This is a genomic window from Saltatorellus ferox, from assembly GCA_007751475.1.
Taxonomy (GTDB): domain Bacteria; phylum Planctomycetota; class UBA1135; order UBA1135.
Genome location: CP036434.1, coordinates 625352 through 648052 on the forward strand (window position 1 = coordinate 625352; position 22701 = coordinate 648052).

The 22701-nt window shown below is 67.1% G+C and carries 22 protein-coding genes; 4 read left to right on the top strand and 18 right to left on the bottom strand.

Annotated features, from left to right (window positions below; translation table 11 throughout):
- Positions 1-89 precede the first annotated feature (89 nt).
- From pepN to Poly30_RS02325, 3 genes are read left to right on the top strand one after another with little or no spacing between them, the layout of a single operon-like run.
- Positions 90-2750: an aminopeptidase N gene (pepN, locus tag Poly30_RS02315; RefSeq protein ID WP_145194409.1), complete on the top strand. Its 2661-nt coding sequence runs from the start codon at positions 90-92 to the stop codon at positions 2748-2750.
- A gap of 13 nt (positions 2751-2763) precedes the next feature.
- A complete protein-coding gene (locus Poly30_RS02320; RefSeq protein ID WP_145194410.1) occupies positions 2764-3732 on the top strand; it encodes an L-threonylcarbamoyladenylate synthase in 969 nt (322 codons plus the stop codon).
- Between the two features lie 17 nt (positions 3733-3749).
- Positions 3750-4238, top strand: coding sequence for an SRPBCC domain-containing protein (locus Poly30_RS02325; protein ID WP_145194411.1), 489 nt, complete (start codon positions 3750-3752; stop codon positions 4236-4238).
- A 125-nt stretch (positions 4239-4363) separates the two neighbouring features.
- Here the strand turns inward: Poly30_RS02325 and fliN are convergent, their stop codons facing one another.
- Genes fliN through Poly30_RS02355 form a run of 6 tightly spaced genes read right to left on the bottom strand, consistent with a single transcriptional unit; the run spans position 4364 to position 8838 of the window.
- A complete protein-coding gene (fliN, locus tag Poly30_RS02330) occupies positions 4364-4732 on the bottom strand; it encodes a flagellar motor switch protein FliN (RefSeq protein WP_145194412.1) in 369 nt (122 codons plus the stop codon).
- Positions 4733-4741: 9 nt separating this feature from the next.
- Positions 4742-5719, bottom strand: coding sequence for a FliM/FliN family flagellar motor C-terminal domain-containing protein (locus Poly30_RS02335; RefSeq protein ID WP_419190867.1), 978 nt, complete (start codon positions 5717-5719; stop codon positions 4742-4744).
- A gap of 29 nt (positions 5720-5748) precedes the next feature.
- Positions 5749-6543: a hypothetical protein gene (locus Poly30_RS02340; RefSeq protein ID WP_145194414.1), complete on the bottom strand. Its 795-nt coding sequence runs from the start codon at positions 6541-6543 to the stop codon at positions 5749-5751.
- A 13-nt stretch (positions 6544-6556) separates the two neighbouring features.
- Positions 6557-7273, bottom strand: coding sequence for an OmpA family protein (locus Poly30_RS02345; RefSeq protein WP_145194415.1), 717 nt, complete (start codon positions 7271-7273; stop codon positions 6557-6559).
- Positions 7270-8043 carry an OmpA/MotB family protein gene (locus Poly30_RS02350; protein WP_145194416.1) on the bottom strand — a complete coding sequence of 258 codons (774 nt, stop codon included), beginning with the start codon at positions 8041-8043 and terminating at the stop codon, positions 7270-7272. Before Poly30_RS02350 ends, Poly30_RS02345 begins: the two co-directional genes overlap by 4 nt.
- A gap of 21 nt (positions 8044-8064) precedes the next feature.
- Entirely contained in the window at positions 8065-8838 is a 774-nt protein-coding gene (locus Poly30_RS02355; protein ID WP_145194417.1) for a motility protein A, read from the bottom strand.
- Between the two features lie 194 nt (positions 8839-9032).
- Between Poly30_RS02355 and Poly30_RS02360 the strand changes: the two genes are divergently transcribed.
- On the top strand, positions 9033-11768 hold the full coding sequence (locus Poly30_RS02360; protein WP_145194418.1) for a CRTAC1 family protein: 2736 nt from the start codon (positions 9033-9035) through the stop codon (positions 11766-11768).
- Here the strand turns inward: Poly30_RS02360 and Poly30_RS02365 are convergent.
- The 12 genes from Poly30_RS02365 to Poly30_RS02420 form a co-directional block, all read right to left on the bottom strand.
- Positions 11692-12429 carry a hypothetical protein gene (locus Poly30_RS02365; RefSeq protein WP_145194419.1) on the bottom strand — a complete coding sequence of 246 codons (738 nt, stop codon included), beginning with the start codon at positions 12427-12429 and terminating at the stop codon, positions 11692-11694. The genes Poly30_RS02360 and Poly30_RS02365 overlap by 77 nt on opposite strands.
- Positions 12426-12923 (bottom strand): hypothetical protein, encoded by a 498-nt coding sequence (locus Poly30_RS02370; RefSeq protein WP_145194420.1) that lies wholly within the window; start codon positions 12921-12923, stop codon positions 12426-12428. Before Poly30_RS02370 ends, Poly30_RS02365 begins: the two co-directional genes overlap by 4 nt.
- On the bottom strand, positions 12920-14248 hold the full coding sequence (locus tag Poly30_RS02375; protein ID WP_145194421.1) for a FliI/YscN family ATPase: 1329 nt from the start codon (positions 14246-14248) through the stop codon (positions 12920-12922). The genes Poly30_RS02370 and Poly30_RS02375 overlap by 4 nt, the downstream gene beginning before the upstream one ends.
- Positions 14248-14907 carry a FliH/SctL family protein gene (locus Poly30_RS02380; protein WP_145194422.1) on the bottom strand — a complete coding sequence of 220 codons (660 nt, stop codon included), beginning with the start codon at positions 14905-14907 and terminating at the stop codon, positions 14248-14250. The genes Poly30_RS02375 and Poly30_RS02380 overlap by 1 nt, the downstream gene beginning before the upstream one ends.
- A gap of 3 nt (positions 14908-14910) precedes the next feature.
- A complete protein-coding gene (locus Poly30_RS02385) occupies positions 14911-15948 on the bottom strand; it encodes a flagellar motor switch protein FliG (RefSeq protein WP_145194423.1) in 1038 nt (345 codons plus the stop codon).
- A gap of 27 nt (positions 15949-15975) precedes the next feature.
- The gene (locus tag Poly30_RS02390) at positions 15976-17577 is read right to left on the bottom strand and encodes a flagellar M-ring protein FliF C-terminal domain-containing protein (protein ID WP_145194424.1); all 1602 of its coding nucleotides are present in this window, start codon (positions 17575-17577) and stop codon (positions 15976-15978) included.
- 44 nt (positions 17578-17621) lie between these two features.
- Positions 17622-17981, bottom strand: coding sequence for a flagellar hook-basal body complex protein FliE (gene fliE / locus Poly30_RS02395; protein ID WP_145194425.1), 360 nt, complete (start codon positions 17979-17981; stop codon positions 17622-17624).
- 28 nt (positions 17982-18009) lie between these two features.
- On the bottom strand, positions 18010-18471 hold the full coding sequence (gene flgC / locus Poly30_RS02400; RefSeq protein WP_419190868.1) for a flagellar basal body rod protein FlgC: 462 nt from the start codon (positions 18469-18471) through the stop codon (positions 18010-18012).
- Positions 18472-18476: 5 nt separating this feature from the next.
- A complete protein-coding gene (gene flgB, locus Poly30_RS02405) occupies positions 18477-18842 on the bottom strand; it encodes a flagellar basal body rod protein FlgB (protein ID WP_145194426.1) in 366 nt (121 codons plus the stop codon).
- 13 nt (positions 18843-18855) lie between these two features.
- Positions 18856-20274, bottom strand: coding sequence for a sigma-54-dependent transcriptional regulator (locus Poly30_RS02410; protein ID WP_145194427.1), 1419 nt, complete (start codon positions 20272-20274; stop codon positions 18856-18858).
- 22 nt (positions 20275-20296) lie between these two features.
- Positions 20297-21625 (bottom strand): sensor histidine kinase, encoded by a 1329-nt coding sequence (locus Poly30_RS02415; protein WP_419190869.1) that lies wholly within the window; start codon positions 21623-21625, stop codon positions 20297-20299.
- Positions 21626-21712: 87 nt separating this feature from the next.
- Positions 21713-22699 carry a hypothetical protein gene (locus tag Poly30_RS02420; RefSeq protein ID WP_145194429.1) on the bottom strand — a complete coding sequence of 329 codons (987 nt, stop codon included), beginning with the start codon at positions 22697-22699 and terminating at the stop codon, positions 21713-21715.
- Between the last annotated feature and the right edge of the window lie 2 nt (positions 22700-22701).

Genomic DNA, 22701 nt, shown 5'->3' on the forward strand with positions numbered 1-22701 from the left:
TCGCCCAAAGGGCGATCGGGCTGCTACCCTCTTCGGCCGCAAGCTCCCCGAAGACCACCGCGAACCTTCACTGCCCCGTCGATTCTCCCATGACTGTCACGACCTCCGATACCGCCAGCGCTCCCCAGCCGAAGTACCGCAAGGACTACCAGGCGCCAGGGTTCTGGATCCATGAGGTCGAGCTCTGGTTCGATCTCGGTGCAGACGGGACGACCGTGCGCTCCAGCATTCGCTTCGAGCGCAACGCGGCGGTGACCGAGCCCGGTAGCCCGCTCGTACTGATGGGCGAGGAGCTGGAGACGCTGCGCGTCTCCGTCGACGGCAAGGAACTCGGCGCGTCGGGCTGGTCCGCCACGGCGACGGAGCTGACGGTCCGCGATCTTCCCGGGGACAGCTTCACGCTGGAAACCGAGGTGCGCATTCACCCGGAGTCGAACACCGCGCTGAGCGGGCTCTACCGCTCCAGCGGAAACTTCTGCACCCAGTGCGAGGCCGAGGGCTTCCGTCGCATCACGTGGTTCCTCGATCGGCCGGACGTGATGGCAACCTACCGCGTCACGGTGACGGCGGATAAGACGAAGTACCCGATGCTGCTCTCGAACGGCAACCGCATCGAGGAGCGCGAGGAAGAGGGCGGGCGTCACTCCGTCGTCTGGGAGGACCCGTTCAAGAAGCCGAGCTACCTCTTCGCGCTCGTCGCCGGCGATCTGCACTGCCACCGCGGCACCTTCGAGACGATGACGGGCCGCACCATCGACCTGGAGATCTACGTCGAGCACAAGGACGCCGACAAGTGCGACCACGCGCTCGGCTCGCTGCAGCGGTCGATGAAGTGGGACGAGGAGACCTTCGGCCTCGAGTACGACCTCGACCTCTACATGATCGTCGCGGTCAGCGACTTCAACATGGGGGCCATGGAGAACAAGGGCCTCAACGTCTTCAACTCGAAGTACGTGCTCGCGCGGACCGACACGGCGTCCGACGCCGACTTCGAGGCGGTCGAGGCCGTGATCGCCCACGAGTACTTCCACAACTGGACCGGCAACCGCGTCACGTGCCGTGATTGGTTCCAGCTCACGCTCAAGGAAGGGCTGACGGTCTACCGGGACGCCCGCTTCACGGCGGATAAGACGTCCGAAGCTGTGAAGCGCATCGACGATGTCCAGGGGCTGCGCGCGCATCAGTTCGCCGAGGACTCGGGTCCCATGGCGCACCCGATCCGTCCGGAGCAGTACATCGAGATGAACAACTTCTACACCTCGACGGTGTACGAGAAGGGCGCCGAGGTCATCCGGATGTACGAGACGCTTCTCGGACGCGACGGCTTCCGCAAGGGCATGGACCTCTACTTCGAGCGCCATGACGGACAGGCGGTGACCTGCGATGATTTCCGTGCCGCCATGGCCGACGCGAACGGCCGCGATCTCGACCAGTTCGAGCGCTGGTACCTGCAAAAGGGCACGCCGACCCTGAAGGCCGTCGGCTGCTACGACGAGCCGAACCAGACCTACACCCTGGAGCTGACGCAGTCCGCGCCGGAGAACGAGCCGCACTTCGAGCCGACCCACATGCCGGTCAGCTTCGGCCTCGTCGGCCCGACCGGCGCCGACATGGGGCTCGCCTTCGAGGGCGAAGACGCGTCGAAGGCTCCGACGAACCGCGTGCTCGAACTGCGGGAGATGACGCAGACGTGGACCTTCCACGGGGTCTGCGCACGGCCCGTCCCCTCGGTGCTGCGCGGCTTCTCCGCGCCCGTGAACCTGGAGATGGAGCGGTCGCAAGAGGACCTCGCGTTCCTGTTCGCCCACGACTCCGACTCTTTCAATCGCTGGGACGCGGGACAGACGCTCTTCAAGGGCGTACTGCTGGCACTCGCCGACCGTGCCGCGAAGGGCGAAGCGCTGACGCTCGACCCCGCGGTCGTCGAAGCGGTGCGCAACCTCCTGAACGACGAGTCGCTCGACGGATCGCTCAAGTCCCAGGCCATGTCCTTGCCGGGCTTCAGCGTGCTCAGCCAGGCGCGCACGCACGTGAACCCCGCGGCGCTCATCGAAGCCCGCGACTTCGTGATCGAAACGCTGAGTCGTGAACTGCGCGGGGATCTTCTCGCGCAGCGGAAGGCCGCCCGGCCGACCGGCGCGTATCGCGCGGACAAGGAGTCGATCCACGGACGTCGCCTCGCGAATGCGGCCCTCGGCCTGCTCTCCGCGACCGGCGAGGACGACATCATCGAGATGGCAGAGGAGCAGTTCGCAGCCGCGGACAACATGACGGATTCGCAGGCGGCGCTCGGGTGCCTCGTGCAGATTCCTGGCTCGCATCGCACCCAGGCGCTGCAGGCGTTCTACGAGCGCTGGAGCGGCGACGCGCTCGTGATGGACAAGTGGTTCGCGATCCAGGCGATGTCGCGTCCGTTCGACGTGGCCGCGTACGAGCTGCTGCGCGCGCACAAGAACTTCACGATGGAGAACCCGAACCGCGTCCGCTCGCTGGTCGGCGTCTTTGCCATGCAGAACTTCCGAGGGTTCCATGCGCAGGACGGCTCCGGCTACCGGGCCGTGGCGGACGCGGTGCTGGAGCTGGACTCGCTGAATCCCCAGGTGGCTTCGCGGATGGTGCGAGCGCTGAACCCGTGGAAGCAGTTTGCGGCTCCCTGGAGCGATCTCATGAAGGCGCAGCTGGAGCGGATCCGCGAGAAGAAGGGGCTCTCGAAGGATGTCTTCGAGATCGTCAGCAGCGCGCTGGGCTGATCTTTCCACGACCATGTCCGCCCCCGTCCTTGAGCCCGACGATGAAGCGATCGCGCGCGCCGTTCGGACGCTTCGCGGGGGTGGGCTCGTCGCCATGCCCACCGAGACCGTGTACGGACTGGCATGCGACGCGAGCCACGGCCAGGCGATCGCTCGGCTCTACGACGCCAAGGGGCGACCCAGCTTCAATCCGCTGATCGCGCACGTCGCCGACGAGGCGATGGCGCGCCGGGAGGCGGGTGGGTGGGATGGCCAGCGGGGCGCGGCAGCTCGGCTCTCCGCGGCGTTCTGGCCGGGTCCGTTGACCCTGGTCATGCCGTTCGCCACGGACACTGGAAGCGTGTCCGATCTGGCGCGTGCCGGGCTGCCGACCATCGCCCTGCGTCAGCCGGACCATCCGGTTGCGCAACGTTTGATCCGGGCGTTCGGCGGGCCACTCGTCGCGCCCTCGGCGAATCCTTCGGGCCGGATGAGCCCCACGCGTGCCGAGCACGTGGCCGCGGAGATGGGCGACCTCGTCGACCTGATCCTCGACGGCGGTGCCTGTCGCGTGGGACTGGAGTCGACCATCGTCTCGCTGGTGGGAATGGAGCCCGCTCTCCTTCGACCGGGAGGGCTCGACCCATCGGACCTGGAGCAGGTGCTGGGGCGGCCGCTTCGTCAAGGTGGCGACCGCCCGGATGCCCCTTCGTCGCCTGGGCAGCTCCTGCGGCACTACGCGCCGCGCGCGCGCTTGCGACTGAATGCGATCGCTTGCGACGAAGGCGAGGTATTTCTTGGCTTTGGTAGCCAGGGTGTTTCCGGATCGTCCGATGCCAATCTGTCGCCGAGCGGCAGCTTGATCGAAGCCGCCGCGAATCTCTTCACTCTCCTGCGTGCGCTCGATGATCGTGCGACTGCCATTGCCGTGGCACCGATTCCCACCATCGGGTTGGGTCTGGCGATCAACGACCGCTTGCAGCGCGCCGCTCGTCGCGAGTAAGCGCTCGCCCCCTACCCGTGACCCGCTCGACGGGAAGCCAGAAGATGTCCAATCAGGATCCGGAAACCGTTGCTCGCTACGAATTCGAGGTTCCCATGGAAGGCAGCGCCGAGGCCGTCTGGGCCGCGCTGACCGAGTCGACGAATGCCTGGTGGCTGGCGGACTTCCGTATTCTGGGCGCGGATTCCACCGTCACCTTCGATGCGGTTCCAGGAGGTCTTCTGGCCGAGCGTGGTAAGGGTGGAGCAGGGCTCGTCTGGTACACGGTGCAGATGATCGTCCCCGGGCGCTCACTCCACCTCGTGGGTCACATCGCCCCTTCCTGGGGTGGCCCGACGCTGACGATGCTCCAGCTGGTGATCGATGCCCGCGGAGGCAGCACGGTCCTCCGGGTCTCGGACGCCCTCATCGGCGTCTGCACGGACAAGCAAGTCGGGTTCCTGGAGAGTGGCTGGAAGCAGCTCTTCACCGAGGGGCTGGCGAAGTATGTCGCCGCCGCCCTATGAAACGGCGAGGGCGAGGCCTCGGGTCGTCTCAGATGATCCGCGACCCGCACGGCGAGACGTGAGTGGCCTGGTCCCGTGACACTCATCCTTTCGGGGCGGGCGCAAAATCTGACCGGAACCGGAGATCAGTGTCCGTCGCTGTCGACCGAGGTGATCCGCACGCCGTACGTGTTGTCGATCGTGACGACTTCTCCGCGCGCGATCACCTTGCCGTTGACGAGCACGTCGGCGGGCTCGTGAGCCTCGCGGTCCAGTGGAACGAGGCTGCCAGGCCCGAGCTTCACGAGTTCACCGAGGGATAGGCTCGCGCGCCCGATGCGCACGGTCACTCGTACCGGCACCTCCATCAGCGCGTCCATGCCGATCGGGTTGCCCTCGGAATCGGTCACTCCGTCGATCTCACCGAACTCGGCGGCCTGCACAGCCACGGCCGCGGTCGCCTCGTCGATCGAGGTCTCGAGGTCCGTCTGTGGTGTCGTGGCTTCGTCGCTCATGATGCAGAGTTATCGACCGGTCGTGGCCGAAGGTTCAGGGTGCCCGTTCGTGCACTTCGGCACATCGCAGATTTCGTGGACAACGAGCGCGAGCAGCCCGTTCTTGGTGCCGATGCGGCCGCGCGCGCAGACCGTCTCCTCGATCTCGACCTCGGCCAGATCGCCGATGCGGGCGTCGAGCGGAATGACGTCGCCCACCTCGATGTTCAAGAGCTCCGCGAGCGGGACGTCGGTTCCGCCCAGATGGATCGAAAGCTCCATCTCCATGCCCGCGAGGTGAGCGGGGGCATCCTTTCGGGAGCCCGCAGGCTCCTCGTCCGGCGGAGCGGAGATGCCCGGCAGGTAGATGCGGATGTCGCTCGGGTGCCCGGATTCTGGCTCGAAGCCGAGGTGGATGAAGAGGCGCCGCGCGTCCGCGTCAGGCCCGAGGTCCTCCATGGTCGTGAGTTCCTCCGGCTCTTGCCAGACGGTCCCTGGCTCGACCACGAGTCCGAACTCGATGCCGACGCGCTGAACGAGATCGTCGAGCAGGTTGCCGATGACGCGGCGCTCGGTTCGGGTCAGCATCGGCTCGCGGGTGGAGGCAGCCTCCTCCAGCTCGGTCTCCGTGGGCGGACCGGACAGCACGGTATCGCAGGCGATGCGCGCGGCGTCCGTGTCCCAGATGACCCAGCCGAGGCCAGCACCGCACTGGAATCCCTGCACGAGGAAAGGGCGCACGTAGCCATCGAAGAGGCCCTGCGCGTTCACCTCGGAGACCTCACCCAGAGTGAGCGTCGGGTGTCCGCGGAGAGGCCCTGCCAGCGTGTTGGCGATGACCTGGAGGCGGGCGGACAGCGTCTTGCGGATGCGCGCGATCCGGTCGGCCGAGAGGGTCCGGGGTTCGGTGAAGTCACGCGGCGTCACGACGGCGACGCGCGGCCCACCGCCGCGCGTTCCGCCCTTGCGGGCCGCGCCAGCCAGGGCTGCCGCTTCTTCCGAATCCACGATTCCGGACATGGTGCTCGAGTTCGCGCCTACTGCGCGATGATGTCTCCCGTGAACATGCGGCGGATGCGGCCCTTGACGCCCACGTGAACGTCGCCCTCGAAGCCTTCCTCGAGTGCGCTGACGTCGACGTAGAGCTTCGTACCGTCGCCCGCTTCCACGAGGAGGTCGTATTCGTCGCCCCCGAACTTCAGCTCGGGGCCTTCATCGAGCTGGATCGTCCGCTCGGGCTGGTTGACGTGGAGAGTATGCTCGTAGAAGCCTCCGCGGAAGGTGCCCTTCCGCTCCTGGCTATCCCCGATGCGCAGGCCGCTCTTCGGGTCCATTTCGTACGGGGTGGAGGTCTCGCCGAGATGCACCGGGAACAGGATCGGCTCGGTGATCTCCTCCAGCGCGGCAGAGAAGGACTCCCGTGCGGCGGCGCCCATGACCTCGTCCATGAGGTACTGGGAGACGAGGAACTGCATCGTCTCACGCAGGAGCGTCTCGTAGTGCTCATCCGCTCGACGGGATTCCGGATAGCCGAGGTCGTAGGCGAAGTAGGAACAGCTCGGCGAGAACTTCAGGTAGCGCGAGTAGTTGTCGTCCCGCGTGTTGCCCACGATCTCCCCTTCGAGGAAGAACGTATGCATCGCCGGGCCCACGAACTTGGGTACCTCCTCGACCGAAGGCTTCGCCATCACCGCGAGGATCGTTCCCGCGCCAATGAGGCCGACGATTCCGCCGAGGAGCTTGAGAGGGCCCTTCGATTTCTTCTGCTCGTCACCCTCGCCGGGCTCTGCTCCGTCCTCGTTCTCTTTTGGTTCTTTGTCTTCGTCGGCCATGGGAGCGGTTCGGTTAGCGGGCGGTCGCGGGGATGATGAGTCGGGCGTCGACGCCGGTGGCGCTGAGTTCGTTCACGGTCACTTCTGCGAACCAGGCCTTGGCGCGCACGCGGCCCGGGTCGAAGCCGTGTTCCTCGACGAGGTAGTCGAGAACGGCGCGGGCGCGCGCGTTCGCGAGCCTCGAGTTGTCGTACTGAAACTTCGGACCAGCGTCCGTCGCGTGGCCTTCCAGGCTCAGCGTCTGTTCACCCCGCGGGCGAAGCGTATCCACGAGGGCGTCGATGTAGCGTCTGGAGGCGGCGTCCAGGACGTCGGAGTCCGGATCGAAGGAGGCGAGGCGAGGTTGACGAACCTCGTCGTGCGGCTCGAGCTTGGCGAGATCCTCGGCGCGGACGAGCTCGGACAGCGCGGCCTCTTCGTGCGCGGCTCGGCGCTCGGGATCGTCCTCGGGCGGAAGGTTGAACCGTCGGCGCATCTGCTCGAAGATCGCCTGCTTCTCGTGCGCGTCGAGCACGCCGGTCAGTCCCATGGACTTGACCTGGACGACGAACGAGCCGATGCCGCGGGCCATCAGGCCGAAGTCACGCTCCTTGGCCATGGCCACGAGGAGGATGAAGAAGCACAGGATGAGCGTCATCATGTCGCCGAACGACACGAGGTAGGCGGGTGCGCCCTTGGTCTTGACCTTCTTGATGACGGTCTTGACCTTGATCTCTCCGATGACGGTCATCGGCCGCCTCCATCGACGGATGCGACGCGGTCGCGACTCATCGAGACGAGACGAACTTCGACCCGCCGGTTGGCAGCGCGCTCCGAGGCCGTGACGGCGTCCTTGAAGGGGCGATCGGGACCGTAGCCCTCCAGCATGATGAGCGATGGGTCCATGCCGCCCTCGCGGACGAGCAGCTCGGCGGCGGCGCGTGCGCGCGCGATCGAGAGCGACTGGGCGTCCGGGTAGGTGGGGGACGGCGTGAAGGCGTCATCGGTGTGACCCTCGACGACGACCATGACCGGGTAGAAGCTGATCGTGTCCGCGAGCTCGACGAGGGCCTTCGCGAGGGAAGGGTTCGTGCGGGCATCGCCTGGCCGGAACCCCGCCTTCTCCGGGAAGCGGAGGCGCATGCCGTCGGCGACCGAGCGTAGATCGATCGGGACGTGCTCATCGGTGAGCTTCTGTCCCATCTCCTCCATGTTCTCGCGCAGCTCGTTCACGGGCCGTGTGTGGCGCTTGCGCGAGCCGCGCGCGAGGTCCATGGCGAGCATCAGGTCGTCCTGGGGCGCGGTCATGGTGTCGGAGGCGTCTCCCTTGAAGACGCCGGACGTGCTGACGATGTTCTTCGGGTAGGTGAAGGTGTCGAACTCCTTGATGCTCGCGAACGTGTACAGAAGGATGAAGAAGGTCACGAGCAGGGACACCATGTCCACGAACGTGGTGATCCACGGCGGCGCTCCGTCGACGCCGTCGTTCACCTCCTTGACCTTGATCAGTTCCTTCGCCATCGCCGCACCGCTCCTCGAAGATCAGGATTCGGCGTCCACGAGGGCGCGCATCGGAGGCGAGAGGAAGCCCTTGAGCTTCTCCTTGATCAGCTGCGGCTTCTCGCCGGACTGGATCGCGACGACGCCCTCGATCATGAGCTTGCGCAGCTGCTGGTTGGTCTTCGCGACCATCTCCAGCTTGCCCGCGACCGGGATGAACACCATGTTCGCTCCCATGGCGCCGTAGAGCGTCGTGAGGAGCGCGGTGGCCATGCCGAGTCCGATGCCGTTCGGGTCCGAAAGGTCCTGGAGCATCTGCACGAGGCCCACGAGCGTCCCGATCATGCCGAAGGCGGGCATGAAGGCGCCGAGCTGGTCGACGATCTTGCGGCCGGTGCCGTGGCGGCTGTCTTCCCACTCGGCCTCCAGCTCCATGATGTCGCGCACGGTGTCGGCGCTGAATCCATCGATGACGAGCTGGATACCCTTGCCGAAGAACGGATCCTCGACGGTCTGAAGCTTGGTCTCGAGGGCGAGGAGGCCTTCCTTGCGGGCGAGGTTCGCGAACTCGACGATGCGGTCGATCTGCTCGGTCGGCGTGGAGGTCTTCCGCAGAGCGGAGACCATCATCACCTTCATGATCGGCTTCAGATCCGACACGGGGAAGGCCACCATGATCACGGCGATCGTGCCCCCGAAGACGATGATCATCGACGGGATGTGCACGAACACCATGACCCCGCCGGGGCCGATGGCCATCGCGCCGAGGACGAGGATGAACGCGAGCGCGCCACCGATGATCGTATTGAGGTCCATGGGGAGAGAGGCGGGGTAGAGAGATCCCGCGTGTCTCACCTATCGACTTGCCGCCCGATTCCCTTGAAGGATCAGCCCTGACGACCTCGAATCTTTTTCGGCTCTTCAGGCCCGCCCGGGGCCCGGAGGCCCGGGGCGCGGGCTAAAGTCCTTCCCAAAGCGCCGCCACAGACCGCTCTGACCTGACCCGACCCATGATTTCCCCCTCAGCCGCCCTCCGGTGGCTCATCCGGGCCCACGCGGGCCTCCTCCTTTCATCCGCTGGGGCGACTCCCCAGGTCGTGTTCCTGGATCGAACGGACCTCCTGGAGACCTCTGACGTCCGGAGCGGGATCGCGATGGGGGTGGCCGACATGAACGGCGACGGCAGGGACGACATCGTCCGCCTCCACGAAGGCCGTGGCCTCCGCATCGAGTATCAGGGCGCCCCCGGCGCGGCCTTCGGGACGCTCGTTCACGGCAACGTCTCGCTCACCCGCCAGTGGAGCCTCTCCATCGCCGACGCCGACCACAACGGCTACCGCGACCTGTTTCTGGGGGGCGCCTACGACGGCGCCCGGGTGCTCTTCGCGGACAGCACCGGCAGCTCCTTCGCGCCGACGGTGCTGCCCGGCCCGCCCCTCTTCGTGAAGGGGAGTCAGTTCGTCGATATCAACGCCGACGGCTGGCTCGACCTCTTCGTCGGGCACGGGGAGGCTGACAGCCACCTGTACCGGAACACCGGCGGCGGCGGCTTCGAGTTCGACCCGGAGTGGATCGGTGCTCCCACGGACCCCTCCAGCGACGGTTCTGGCTATCGCGCATCCGTCTTCACCGATTATGACGGTGATGGAGACGTGGATCTCCACGTCTCCAAGGGGCGGGATGGAGTGGCCTCGCCGGACGATTCGCGCCGGATCAACCAGCTGTTCAGGAACGACGGCCAGGCCTGGACCGAGGTGGGCGAAGTCGCCGGTGTCGCCCTCGGGGAGCAGTCCTGGGCGGCTGAATTCGGCGACCTGGACGGCGACGGTGACATGGACGCCTTCGTCCTCAACGAGATGGACGCTTCGTCCTTGCTGCGGAACAACGGCGATGGAACCTTCACGGACGTCACCCGACTGTCCGGGTTGGCGGGTGAGTTGGGCTTCTTCGGCGTTCAGGCGGCGTTCCGGGACTTCGACAACGACGGGCACCTCGACCTCCTCGTCTCGGGCGAGGAACATCGCCTGTTCCTGGGGGATGGCGCTCTCGGATTCACGCGTGTCGCGGCGCCGTTCCCAGGGCCGTCCGTCTCCTCCTTTGCGCTCGGCGACCTGAACGGCGATGGATTCGTCGATGTCTACGCAGGCTACGCGGGGCTCGTCAACCTGCCGAGCAGCGAGCCCGATCGCCTCTTTTTCAACGTCGCCAACGGGAACGACTGGCTTCAGGTATCCCTGGTCGGCACCACGAGCGATCTCGGCGGCGTGGGGGCGCGCATCGAGGTCAGGAACGATGGAGCCCTCCAGGTTCGCGAGGTCCGCGCGGGAGAGGGCTTCGGAGGCTCGCACTCCCCCGTGCAGTCGTTCGGCCTCGGAGCGGCCGACTCGGTCGATCGGGTGCGCGTGCTCTGGCCATCGGGAGCGATCGATGAGCTGTGGAACGTGGACGTGAACCAGCGGCTGGAGATCGTCGAGGGGGCGACGGGCGTCAGGGACGTCGCGGTGGCGCTGATCGGCCTGGAGTTCAACGATGCCGAGGAGAGCGAAGGCGGCGAGGTCTGGCTTCGCAATCGTGACCTCGAACTCGTCGAGGACGGTCTGCGTGGCGATCAGATCGTCGGGCTGCGGTATGCGCTCGACGTTCCGCCCGGGGCGACCGTGGTGGACGCCTGGGTTCAGTTCACGGCGGAGGGGCGCGACTTCGACGAGGCCCAGCTCTTCATCGCCGCGGAGGCGACCGACGACGCCGCCGGTATCGAGAGCCTCGACATGAACCTCTCGCTTCGCCCGCGAACGACATCGGTCGTTCCGTGGTCGCCGGTCTCCTGGACGGAAATCGGGCGGCGCAGCAGCGCGGAGCGCACACCGTCCCTTCGATCGGTGATCCAGGAATTGGCGGACCGCGATGGCTGGAACGAAGGCAACCACGCGCTTCTCCTCATCACGGGTACGGGACGCCGCTCGGCCTACGCCAGCGACGACGGTCTCTCCGTCCTGGCAAGCGGCGTGAACATCAACCCGAACGCCCCGACGCTCCACGTCCTCTACACCGATCACCAGGTGACCGTCAGCGCGGTCCGCGGCCCGCAGTCGGACGGCGAGGAGCGCGAATCCGGCTACGTGACGCTCACGAGCTTCGACCTCGAACTCGTCGATGACGGATCGAACCTGGGCCAGACGGTGGCGCTTCACTTCGAGGACGTCGCGGTGCCGCGCGGCGCCAGGATCGAACGCGCCTACATTCAGTTCACGGCCGATGAAGTGGGGCTGGGGTCCTGCCTGCTGTCCGTTTCCGCGGAGGCGAGTGGCCATCCTGCGCCACTCGAAGCCGTCGACGGGAACTTCACCTCGCGGACGCGAACGGCGGCGAGCGTCCCCTGGCCGGTTCTTCCCTGGGAGCAAGTGGGGGACGCCACGTTCGCCCAGCGCACGCCCGACCTGCGACCCATCGTTCAGGAGCTCGTGAATCGCGTCGACTGGGGATCCGGCTCGGACACCGTCTTTCTGATCTCGGGCACCGGCACCCGCACCGCCGAGTCTTTCGAAGGCGGAGCGGCGTCCAGCCCGAAGCTGATCATCGAGTTCAGCACGCGTCCGGGCAACGTGCCGCCGACCGCTGATGCGGGCGGCGACATCGTGTTCGGCGGCTCATCGACCGGAGGCGCGAGCCCTACTTCGCGCCGGACGCCCGAAGTTCCTGAAGGGCCTTCACGTAGCGAATGCTCTCGTCCGGCATCTGTTGATTGATCGCCCCGATCAGCTCGCGGACGCGCTCCTCTTCCAGCTGAACGAGGATCTTCGCCGCTTCCTCGGGGCCGTAGACCGACGTCAGTAGATTGGCAGCATCCGCCGCTTCCGTGTCCTCGAAGAGCGAGGCCATCTTCTGATAGGTCTGATCTTCCTTCTCCTGAAGGACCTCGCGATCCCGGTCGACTTCCTGGCCCGCGGCCTCGGTGTCCGCGTTTTGCTCGAGGAGAGCGGTTCGCAGCTTCTCCAGCTCGCGGTAGCGATCCTCCAGATGCTCTCGGTCGCTATCGAGCTCGCGCTCGCGCGCATCGAGGTCGCGCGCCCTCTGGGCCACCTCGTCCAGCTTGACCTGCAGCGACTTCTGGAGGTTCGTCAGCTCCTCCGCCGAGAACGGGTCTTCCAGCATGAACGAACCGAGCGGCGTGGCCGCGTTCTCGAAGAGCTGCCGAGGGCTCCGTCGATCCTGCTGGATCTCCTCTTCCACGTCCGGGAGCATCGTGGTCTCGCCCTCTTCGACGGTGATCTGCTCAGGGAACAGCTTCCCGACGCCCTTCATCTCGTGCATCGGCGTGCCGGTGAGCGCGGAGAAGGTGACGAAGGAGCCGACCAGGAGCACGAAGCCGCCGAGGCCGTAGGCCAGAATCTTGAGGAGGTGGTTCATGGTGCGGTCTCGGTCGAGTGGTCCTGGGAGGCGGTCAGTTCGGGTGATTCGGTCGGGCGGCGGCCGTTGATGAAGGCTTCTCGCTCACGATTCTCCTTGCGCCGGCGCTGGCGGCGCTCTTCGTTCAGCCAGCGCTGTTCGAGTCGTTTGAGCGCTTCCACGTCGCGGCGCCGCACGTCGTAAGGCTTTCGGGCCTCCTCCGCGCGGGCTCTCGCCTGGACCAGGGCCGTGTCGTCGCTCACCGTTCGAGCCGTGAGCCCGTCGAGTGCATCGTAGGCAGCGAGCGTGGCGTGGACGCTGGGCCCGGGTGCGCCCTCCCCCGGCACCTGGTTCCGGACGAGCTCCTGCCGCGCCAGCGCCACGCGCTCGCGCCCGGCCTGGCGCTGTTCCGCTGCATCGCGAGCTGCGCGCTCGGCCTGGGCCCACCGGATCTTCTCGGCTTTGGCCTGCTGCTCGCGAAGCGCGAGCAGTCTGGCGAGGCGAAAGGAACTCATCGCGGCACCCCAGCGAGTCCAGAGACGAGCTTGAGTACTTCCACGGTCTCTTCGAAGGGCGTCGGGTCGTCGACGTCCTGGCGCAAGAGCGCCTGGATCGCCGGCATCCGTTCCAGCGCCTCGTCGAGCACGGGGTTCGTGCCCCGGTGATAAGCGCCGACGTCCACGAGGTCGCGGCCGTCGCGGTAGGCGCTAAGCAGCTCACGAAGGTGCCGCGCGTGCAGCTCGTGCTCGCGCGTGACGAGCTTGGGCATCAGTCGCGAGAGGCTTCCGAGCACGTCGACCGCGGGGAAGTGGCCTGCCTGCGCGAGGTCCCGGCTGAGGTGAACGTGACCGTCGAGAAGGCCCCGCAGGGCGTCGGCCACGGGGTCGTCATCGTCGTCGCCGTCGGTCAGCACGGTGAGAAGGCCCGTGATGCTGCCCAACGCCGTCCGGCCCATTCGCTCCAGGAGCTGGGGGACGAGGGCGAAAAAGCTGGGCGGATAGCCGCGAACGGTGGGCGGTTCGCCGGCCGCAAGGCCCACCTCGCGGGCCGCGTGCGCGAACCGGGTGATGGAATCGACCACGAGGAGTACGTTCTTACCCTGATCACGGAAGTGCTCGGCGATCGTCACGGCGACCCAGGGCGCGGTCAGGCGCTCCAGCGGCGAGCGGTCCGAAGTGGCCGCCACGAGCACCGTGCGGGCGAGGGCGGTCTCGCCGATGGTCTCTTCGAGGAAGTCGCGCACCTCGCGTCCACGCTCGCCCACGAGACAGGCGACGACGACGTCGGCCTCGGTGCCGCGCGTGATCTGGCCGAGCAGCGTCGACTTGCCGACGCCTGCGCCAGCGAAGATACCCAGACGCTGGCCGCGGCCGACGGTATTGAGCCCGTCGATCACGCGGACGCCGGTGCTGAGGGGTTGATCCACCGCGCTCCGCGAGAGGGGGCGAGGCGCTGCCTGCCGCACGTCGCGGTGATGTCCTCCGGGGATGGGCGCGCGATCGTCGAGGGGATGGCCGAACCCGTCGAGCACTCGCCCGAGCATCCCGTCGGAGACCTCGATGCCGAACGTGCGGCCCAGCGCGTACACCGACTGTCCAGGAGCGAGGCCGACGACGTTGCCGTGGGGCATCAGCAGCGTCCTGTCCCCGCGAAATCCGATCACCTCGGCCTCGATCGGGTCGCCGCCACCGCGTTCGATGCGACACAGTTCGCCCATGCCGGCCGGGATCCCCACGGCCTCGACGAGCACGCCGGACACCACGTCCACGCGTCCACGGAAGAACGGGCTCCCTGCGCGGCGGATCACCTCGCGGCAGCGGTTCTCGTCGAGCAAGTGCATCAGACGATGTCCTCCAGGAGCTGCTCACGGATCTCTTCGAGCGCGGCGTTCGGGTCGCGCACGAGAAGCCCCCGGGGCGTCTCGAGCTGGACGCTTCCGCGCGGGATATCGCCGTCGGACATGATCTCGGTCTCGCCGCGGAAGACGACATCCTTGAGCATCTCGGCGTCCGCAGGATGCAGATGCACGATGCAGCGACCACGCTTGATCTCGGACGCCGAGAGCGTCGAGCGAACGATCTGCTCCAGGCCGTAGTCCCCGGAAGCGATCTGGACCTTGAGAATTTGACGGGCGATCTCGACGCCGAGAGCGACCGCGTCGGCGCTGAGCGCCTCTTCGGCGAACTCGCGTGCTTCGTCCAGTCGGTCGGCCGCCGCGTTGAGGGCCTTCACCGCGGTCTGCATGGCCTCCTCGCGAGCCTCCTGGCGCGCGGCTTCCATGGCCACCTCGCGCTCGGCCGTCAGAAGCGCGGCACCCATCTCGTCGAGACCGGTCGGCACCACCTGGGCCTCGACGCAGGTCGCGGCCGTGGCGATGCGAAACCGCCCCATGCCCGTAGCGCCGCTGGCGCTACCCGGGCTTCCCTGGCCAGTCTTGCTCCCGAAGGTGCCGCTGACCAGGGAGTCGATGGGGGAGGTATGGCGTTCGATGTACAGCATGGATCAGGTGACGAGTTCGTCGCTAGCGCGGGCCGGGCTGAATTCTCCGCTGTCCATCAGCGCGCGGACGGCGCTCATGATCGCGGCGCGGGACTGAAGAACCTCGCTGAACGGCATCGGGCCGAGCAGCTCTTTCTCGTCGATCACCATGTCGCGCACCCGCGACGACAGGTTGTTCATGACGTTCTCGAACACGGGTTCCGGAGACGCCTTCAGCGCGATGGACAGCGTCTTCGTATCGACGGACGCGAGGATCTTCTGCATCGCTCGCTTCTCGATGGTGGCCAGGTCGTCCCAGGTGAACATGAGGTCGCGGACCTGTCCCGCCGTCTCGCCGTCGTCTTCCTCGAGGCGGGTGAGCACGGCGTGCTCGATCTCGGCCTCCGCGAAGTTGAGCATGTCGGCCACCGTTCGGAGGCTGTCTTCCTGGGCGCGCGGGGCGGGCACGAGGCTTGCCTCGCGGATGCGCTCCTGGAGATCGTCGGCGATCGCGAGCATGGTCTCGATGCCTGGAGGCGTGACCGTGGTCATGCGCTTGACGATTTCCAAGGTGGTATCCTCGTCGAAGGCACCGAGAACATCGGCCGAGGTCGCCGGAGCGACGTGGCTGAGCACGAGCGCGACCACCGCAGGCGACTCCTCCTTGAGGACTCGCGCGGTGAGGTTGGCGGGGCAGGCTTCGAGGAACGCGAACGGCTGCTCTCGGCGGCGGCGGGCCTGGATGTCCTGGATGACGCGCTCGGCTTCCTCGGGACCGTAGCTGGTCTCCAGGAGCGCGAAGAGTTCGTAGCTGTCCTGGGGGCGGACGCCCGTTTTCTGGTGGAACGTCAGCGCGAGCGCGCGATAGAGAGAGTCGACGGCCTCGGCCGAACAGAGCGTCGGATCGAGGTCCGTCATCGCCTCTGCGATCTTGGATACGACCTTCGGATCGAGGCCACGCATCACGTTGGCGCTCGTGTCCTTGTCGAGGCTCAGGAGAAACGCAGCGGCGCGCTGTGCGCCGCTGGCCTTCATCTCCGGTTTGGGTTCGTCTTCGTCCATCGCTCTATTTCTCAGGCCCGCAACCGGCTACTTGGAGACCGCCTGCGCGAAGGAGTCTTCGGCCAGCGCCCAGCGGGACAGCAGGCTGCTTACTTTCTCGGGTTCGCTCTGGAGGAGTTCCTCGATATGGGCCCGCGCGAGCGCGTCCATGTCGATGCTCTCGTCCATGTCGTTGAAGTCGCCGTCGCCGCCAGCGCCGCCAGCGAGGCCGCCGGCCGCGCGTCGTCCGCTGGCCGTGCCTCCCGCATCCGTCGCAGCCGAAGGCGACTTGGCGGACTTCAGGCTACGGATGAGAACCATCAGGAAGGCGAGCCCGGCGATGAGCTCGAGGCCGTGCTCCAGGGCGAGCTTGATCATCGGGCTCGTCGGAGCCTCGGGCTCGATGGGGTCCGGCAGGACCGGTTGACCCTCGGCGTCGCGCTCGACGCTCGGAAGCGCGATCGAGCGGGTGGCGATGACGTCGCCGCGGGTCTCGTCGAATCCCACGAGTCCCTTGACGAGTGCCTCCGCGTCCTCGATGCGATCGGAAAGGGACGCGTCGAGCACGAGCGAGATCGAGAGCCTCTCCAGCTGGTGTGGCTGTGAAACGCGGTGGGTCGTCGTGGAGCCGAAGGTATAGTCGGTCTCCTTCTCGCTGGTGGTCGCGGTGGCAGGCTGAACGTCGAGGGTGGCCGTGTTGCTCGAGCCATCCATCGTGTTGGCGGCGACGCCGGCGGGACCGCCCATCGTCCTGGGCCACTCGGGCTCCTCGGTCTTCCGGGTGCGTTCGCTACGCGGCTTCTTCGAGGGGTCGAGGGTGTTCGAGATCGTTTCCTCGCGGACCTGCTTCCAGCTGCCTCGCACGCCGACGACGGTGAGGCCAGGGGGGAACGCGCGATCGAGGAGCTGCTGGGCCTGGTGGCTACGGTCGCGGGAGAACTTCTCCTCCAGCGCCAGGAGCGAGTCGGCGCCATCGGCATCGGCGCCGTCGAAGATCACGTTGGAGTGCTGATCGACGATGGTGATGCGGTCCTCGGGTACGCCGGTCGCGCCGCGTACGATGCCGACGAGAGCGCGGGTTTCGCCGGCGCTGGGAGTCGTGAGCCCCCGGAGCGTGAGCACGACGCTCGCCCGACGGTCGTCGGGGCGGAGGCGAGCCAGGGGCGAGGTCTCGGCCCCGGAGACGGTCAGGTTGGCCTTCGCGACGTAGTTGAGGCGCTCGAGCTGCATCTCGGCCTCCTCCCAGAGTCGCTTCTGCGTGCGCTGGTGACGCTCGGACTGGCCGAGGAACACCGAACTCGATCCGCCGAGGCCGCTGGAGATGCCGCGCGACGCGCCCAGGAACTCGCCCGATTGATAGATCGCGTCGAGGGCCTTGTGCTTCTTGGATTCCTCGACCCGGATCATGTAGGGCGGCGGACCCATGGTCGTCTCGTAGCGGATGTCGGCGCCCGCGAGCGCCGTGATCGCGGTGTTGAAAGCCGGCGCGTCGAGATCGGCAGCCAGCACGACGAAGTGTGGGTTCCGAGCCTGAAATGCCATCGTACCTGCGATGAGCAGGACGAGACCCAGTACCGCGCCCATCGCCCAGCGGGCGGAGGGCCCGGCGTTTTTCAGCTGGGTCAAGAGGTTGGCGAAGACGGCGTTCATGGTGGGTTCCTGGGTGGCGCTCCATCAGGAGCGCCGGACGATTCTTAGACGGACATGCGCATCACTTCTCGATACGCGTCCATGAGCTTGTTGCGGACTTGCAGGGCGAACTGGAAGGTCATCTCGGACTCCTTGAGCTGCGCCGCGACCTCGTGCAGGTCGAGGCGGCCTTCGAGTGCTCCGTACTGGACCTCGTTGGCCTTCTTGACCTCTTCCTCGACCGAATTGACGCCGTTCTTCAGTGCTTCGGCGAAGCCACCTTGCGACGCCCCGGTCTGGATTTCGGCTCCGCCGATCGACGTATCTGGCGGAGCGCCGAGCTCACGCGAGCGCGCAGCGATCGCCTTGAGCGCTGCGTCGATCGCCGTGCGACCCGCGCCGCTTCCTCCGATTCCGTTGACCATGATTCAGTGATTGCCTTCCGGGGCGGGACTACTCGGCCATGCGCAAAGCGCGCTGGGCCATCTGCTCGAACGTTTCCTGGACGGAGAGGTTGGCCTCGTACGAGCGAACCGCGGTCACGAGGTCGGCCATCTCCTTCATCGTGTTGACGTTGGGATAGAGAACGACGCCGCGGTCGTCCGCGTCGGGGTGGCTCGGGTCGTAGACCTCTTCGAAAGGGGAGTCGTCTTTGAGCACCTCGGCGACACGTACTCCGGCGAACTCCTCGCCCCCCCCGACCATCTGGTGCATGATCGGCATGAAGCTCAGCTCCTCGCGCTGGTACGGAAGGCCCGTCTCCGGGACCTTCGTCGTACGCGCATTGGCGATGTTCTTCGTGATCGTATCGATGCGGGAGCGCTCGGCGTTGAGCGACGAACCGGCGATCCGCATGCTGCGGAAGACTCGGTCGAGCGCCATTCTCGGGCTCTGGTTCGGCTGGATCGTGGACATGGGGCTTAGCGGTCGGAGTTGATGGCCTGGGAGATGAGCCCGTGCTGGCTCTTCATGATCATCGCGTAGAGCTCGAAGCGGATCCGGTTCTCACGGAGCATCGAGGCCTCTTCTTCTGCGTTGACGTTGTTGCCGTCAGCGCGCGTTTCGGTGAACCAGTCGGTCACGATCTCGGGTTCGATCTCGCTCAGCTCCTCGGAGGACTTGCCCTTCGACATGGCCTCCGAGAGGGCTTCCTCGAACTGGACGTCGCGACGCCGATAGCCCGGCAGGTTCTGACTCGCGATGTTGTTGGCGAGGACGTCGCGCCGCATGGCGGCTGACGACATCAGCCGCATCAGGAGGTCCGTCCCTCGGGGTTGGATCGTCATCGCGCCGGTCCTCCTAGGAAACGAGCCCGGCGTGGCGCCAGATCTTCATCTTGTTGGAGAGGGTGCGGGCGGTGAGGCCGAGGCGGCGGGCCGCTTCGGTCTTGTTTCCGCCGGTGCGCTCCAGCGTGCTCAGGATCGCGACGCGCTCGACGTCCGACATCGTCTCGTTGGCGATGGCTTCCTTGAACGCGGGATGCTCCAGGTCGAGGTCACTCGTGGTGATCTTCTCACCGGCGGCTCCGTCGGCCATGGCCTCCGGCCCGAAGACGAGGTCCTTGGCCTCGATTCGGCGTAGGCCGTTCTCCTCCGAGCCGAGGATGACGGCGCGCTGGATCACGTTCTCCAGTTCGCGCACGTTGCCGGGCCAGGCCCACGTCTCGAGGCGCACGATCGCATCCTCGGTGATCGTGGGAGTGGCGAGGCCGTTCTGGCGCGAGTAGTGGCTCGCGAAGCGGCGCGCCAGCGGCATGATGTCGGCGATCCTGTCCTTGAGGGCCGCGATGTGGAGCGGCAGGACATGGAGCCGGTAGTACAGATCCTCGCGGAAGTTGCCAGCGGCGACCTCGCGGGCGAGATCACGGTTGGTGGAAGCGATCACGCGGACGTTGACCTTGAGCGTCTTCTGGCCGCCCACGCGCTCGAATTCGTCCTCCTGGAGAACGCGCAGAAGCTTCGCCTGCATCGCCGGTGAGATCTCGCCGACCTCGTCCAGGAGGAGGGTGCCGCCATCGGCCAGCTCGAAGCGACCGAGTCGCTGGCGGTCGGCCCCGGTGAACGCTCCGCGCTCGTGGCCGAAGAGCTCCGACTCAAGAAGCTGCTCCGACAGCGCCGCGCAGTTCACGCGGATGAACGGCTTGTCAGCGCGCTCGGAGGCGGCGTGGATGAAGTGGGCGACGCGCTCCTTGCCGGTGCCGCTCGCACCGGTGATCAGGATCGTGCCCTTGGTGCGGGCGACCCGGCTGGAAGCCTTGAGGAGCTCGCTCATCTGCAGGCTCTCCGCGACGATCGTGTCGGGATTGGCACCGCGAGCTTCATCGCGCAGGTAGAGGTTCTCGGCGACGAGCCGAGCCTCGCGCTCGATGCGCTTCAGCGAGAACTCGATGGCGTCCATGGAGATGGGCTTCATCAGGACGTCACGCGCCCCGTGCTTCATCGCCGTGACGGCCGATTCGATCGTGGCGTGGGCGGTGCAGAGCAGGACAGGCATGTCCGGATAGCGCTCGTGGATCAGACGCGTCAGCTCGACGCCGTCCATTCCAGGCATGCGCATGTCCGTCATGACGACGTCGGGCTGCTCTTGTTCGATGGCGTGAAGGGCCGCTTCGGCGCCGACGGCGGGGATGGCCTGGTAGCCGAGGTTGGCGACGGCCTCGCAGAGGTACTCGCGGGCGAGGGATTCGTCGTCGACAACGAGGATGCGTTGGAGAGTCATGGTACGGATTCGAGGCAACGCCTCAGGCGGTAGCAGGGTTAGCGGAGGCGTTGGTTGGGGCGCCGGCGTGCAGGCCGGAAGCCGAAACGGTCTGGGTGGGAATCGTCAGCGCGAAGCACGCGCCGTTGAGCGGGGTTTGCCCGGCGGGCGTGAGGATGGCGGAGTTCGGAGCCTGGAGCTCGAGGACGCCGCCGTGGAGCTCGGCCACGCGTTGAACGAGGGCGAGGCCCATGCCGGTGCCCTCGGCGCGCGTCGTGAAGAACGGGTCGCAGATGCGCTCGATGTCCTTGGAGGGAATGCCGGGACCGGCGTCGGTGACGGTGATGGTCACGCCGTTCTTGGCGGGCATCGTCTCCACGCGAACGGGACCGCCAGCGGGCTGCGCGTCGCAGGCGTTCGCGACGAGGTTGCGTACGGCCTGGCGCAGCTTGATACGGTCCGCCTGGATGGTCGCGGCCGGGCCGATGAGTTCCATCGTCCAGAGGTCCGGCGCCTCGCGCTCGGAGAGGACGGCTTCCACCGCCTCACGCACGAGGGCGCGGGCGTTGAACGTTTCGACCCGAAGCTCGCCCTCGCCGGCGATGCCGAGCATGGAGGCCACGATCGACTCGATCTCGTTCACGCCTTCCTGGATCCGAACGGCGTGGCGCGTCGCGCGGGAGTCGCCGTCAGCCTCGCGGCAGAGCAGCTGGGCGAAGCCCTGGATCGCGTGCAGCGGGTTGCGGATCTCGTGGGCGATGCCCCCGGCCATCGTGCCGAGTGCGGCCGTCTTGTCGAGTCGGTGGAGGCGCTCCGTAGCGCGTACCAGCTCGCTCTGATCTTCGATGACCTCGACGCCGCCGGCGGGAATGCCGCCTTCGACGTGGACGGGGCGGTAGCGACGAACGAGGACGCGCGTGACGCCATCGGCGCACTCCACCTCGGTCTCACGACCGTCGGCGGCGGGTCCCGAGAGGCCCGCGACCGTGCCGACTCCCAGAAGATCGGTCCGCGTCACGCCCAGAATCGTGAGTGCGGCGTCGTTGGCGCGCACGATGCGACCCTCGGTGTCATAGACGATGGCGCCCGTCGGGATGGAGGTCAGGACCGACTCGAGGTGCTGCTTGACCCGGTCGAGCTCGTGGACCTTCTGCCCGAGAGCTTCGTTGGCTGCACAGAGCTCGGCGTCGACGCGGCGCGCGCGCTCCTCCAGGCGGGTGTGACTCGCCTGCAGATTCTCGAGGACCGACGTGAACGTGGCGATGGCGTTCTCGACCTGGGCGGCGTTCTGCTGGGACAGGTCGGACTCCATCGTGCCCTCCTGAGCGGGGAGGTCCTGGAACATGGGTGTGGAGGATTGAGTGTTGGTCACGGTCGTTTCGGCGGTTGGCTGCCCATGGGGCAGGTGGTGAGCAGGCTGTTCCCGGCAAGGGCAGGGCAGACAGGAGGGGGCGAGGGGTCAGTTCTTCTTCTTCAGGGAGGCCTTGAACTCGAGGAACTCAAGGTCTTGGGCGGCGTGCCGGCTGTAGATACCGGCCGTGCCGTCGTCGGCGATCAGTCGAAAGAGCGCGATGGCTTCCGTCTCACGGTCGAGGTCCTGGAGCGCTCGGGCGAGCCAGTAGCGCGCGCCCGGACCGGTCTGGTGCCTCTTCAGGGTCTCCACGGCTTCTGCGGGGCGTCCGGCGCGAACCAGGAGCTTGCCGAGGTGGACGGGGTCGGCGACGTAGCCCTCTTCTTCGAGCGTGACGGCCTCGTTGCCGCGGCGCCTCGAAGACTCGGACACGTGGTCGAGGGGAGCGATGTCTCCGGCGATGGCGGCGCGCATCGTCGCGTCGAGGCCGGTGACGGTGCCGATGCTCTGGCCCATGCCAGCGAGGTCGTCCGGACGAGACGCCATGGGGTCAGGGTAGGGGGCCGTGGACTCGTCGCTCGTCCTCTCCGATTCGGGCAGGCCGGGCATGATCGTGGCGTCCGGCGCGGCTGGATCGGAAGAGGCGGGCAGGCTGGCTCCGCTGCGGCCCGTGAGGGCCTCCGCGGAGATGTCGTCCGAACGGCGCGGCCCACCGAGTCCGAGGGCGCTGACGACGCTCGCGGGCATCGCCGTGATCGCGCTGACTTCCGAGGGGTCTGCGAGAAGCCGGTCGAGCTGGAAGCGGAGTCGGGCGAGGTCGTCCTGGAGAGACGCCAGGCGGTCGTTGCGGAGAGGCGCGGTGTCACGCGGGGCTTCGGTGGCGCGCAGGATCGCGCGCACCGAGGCCGCGTCGCCCGTACGGGCCGAGGCGCGCAGCCCCGCGAGGTACTCGACGGACGCCAGGGTCGCTTCGAGCTGGTTCTGCAGCGTCTGTCCGCTCATGGGGCTGGCGCCGTCCTCGTCCTGCGCCGTCATGGCGGGAAAGACGAACATGGGTGCGAGCAGGAGCTGGAGGGTTCCGATGGCTTTGAGCATGG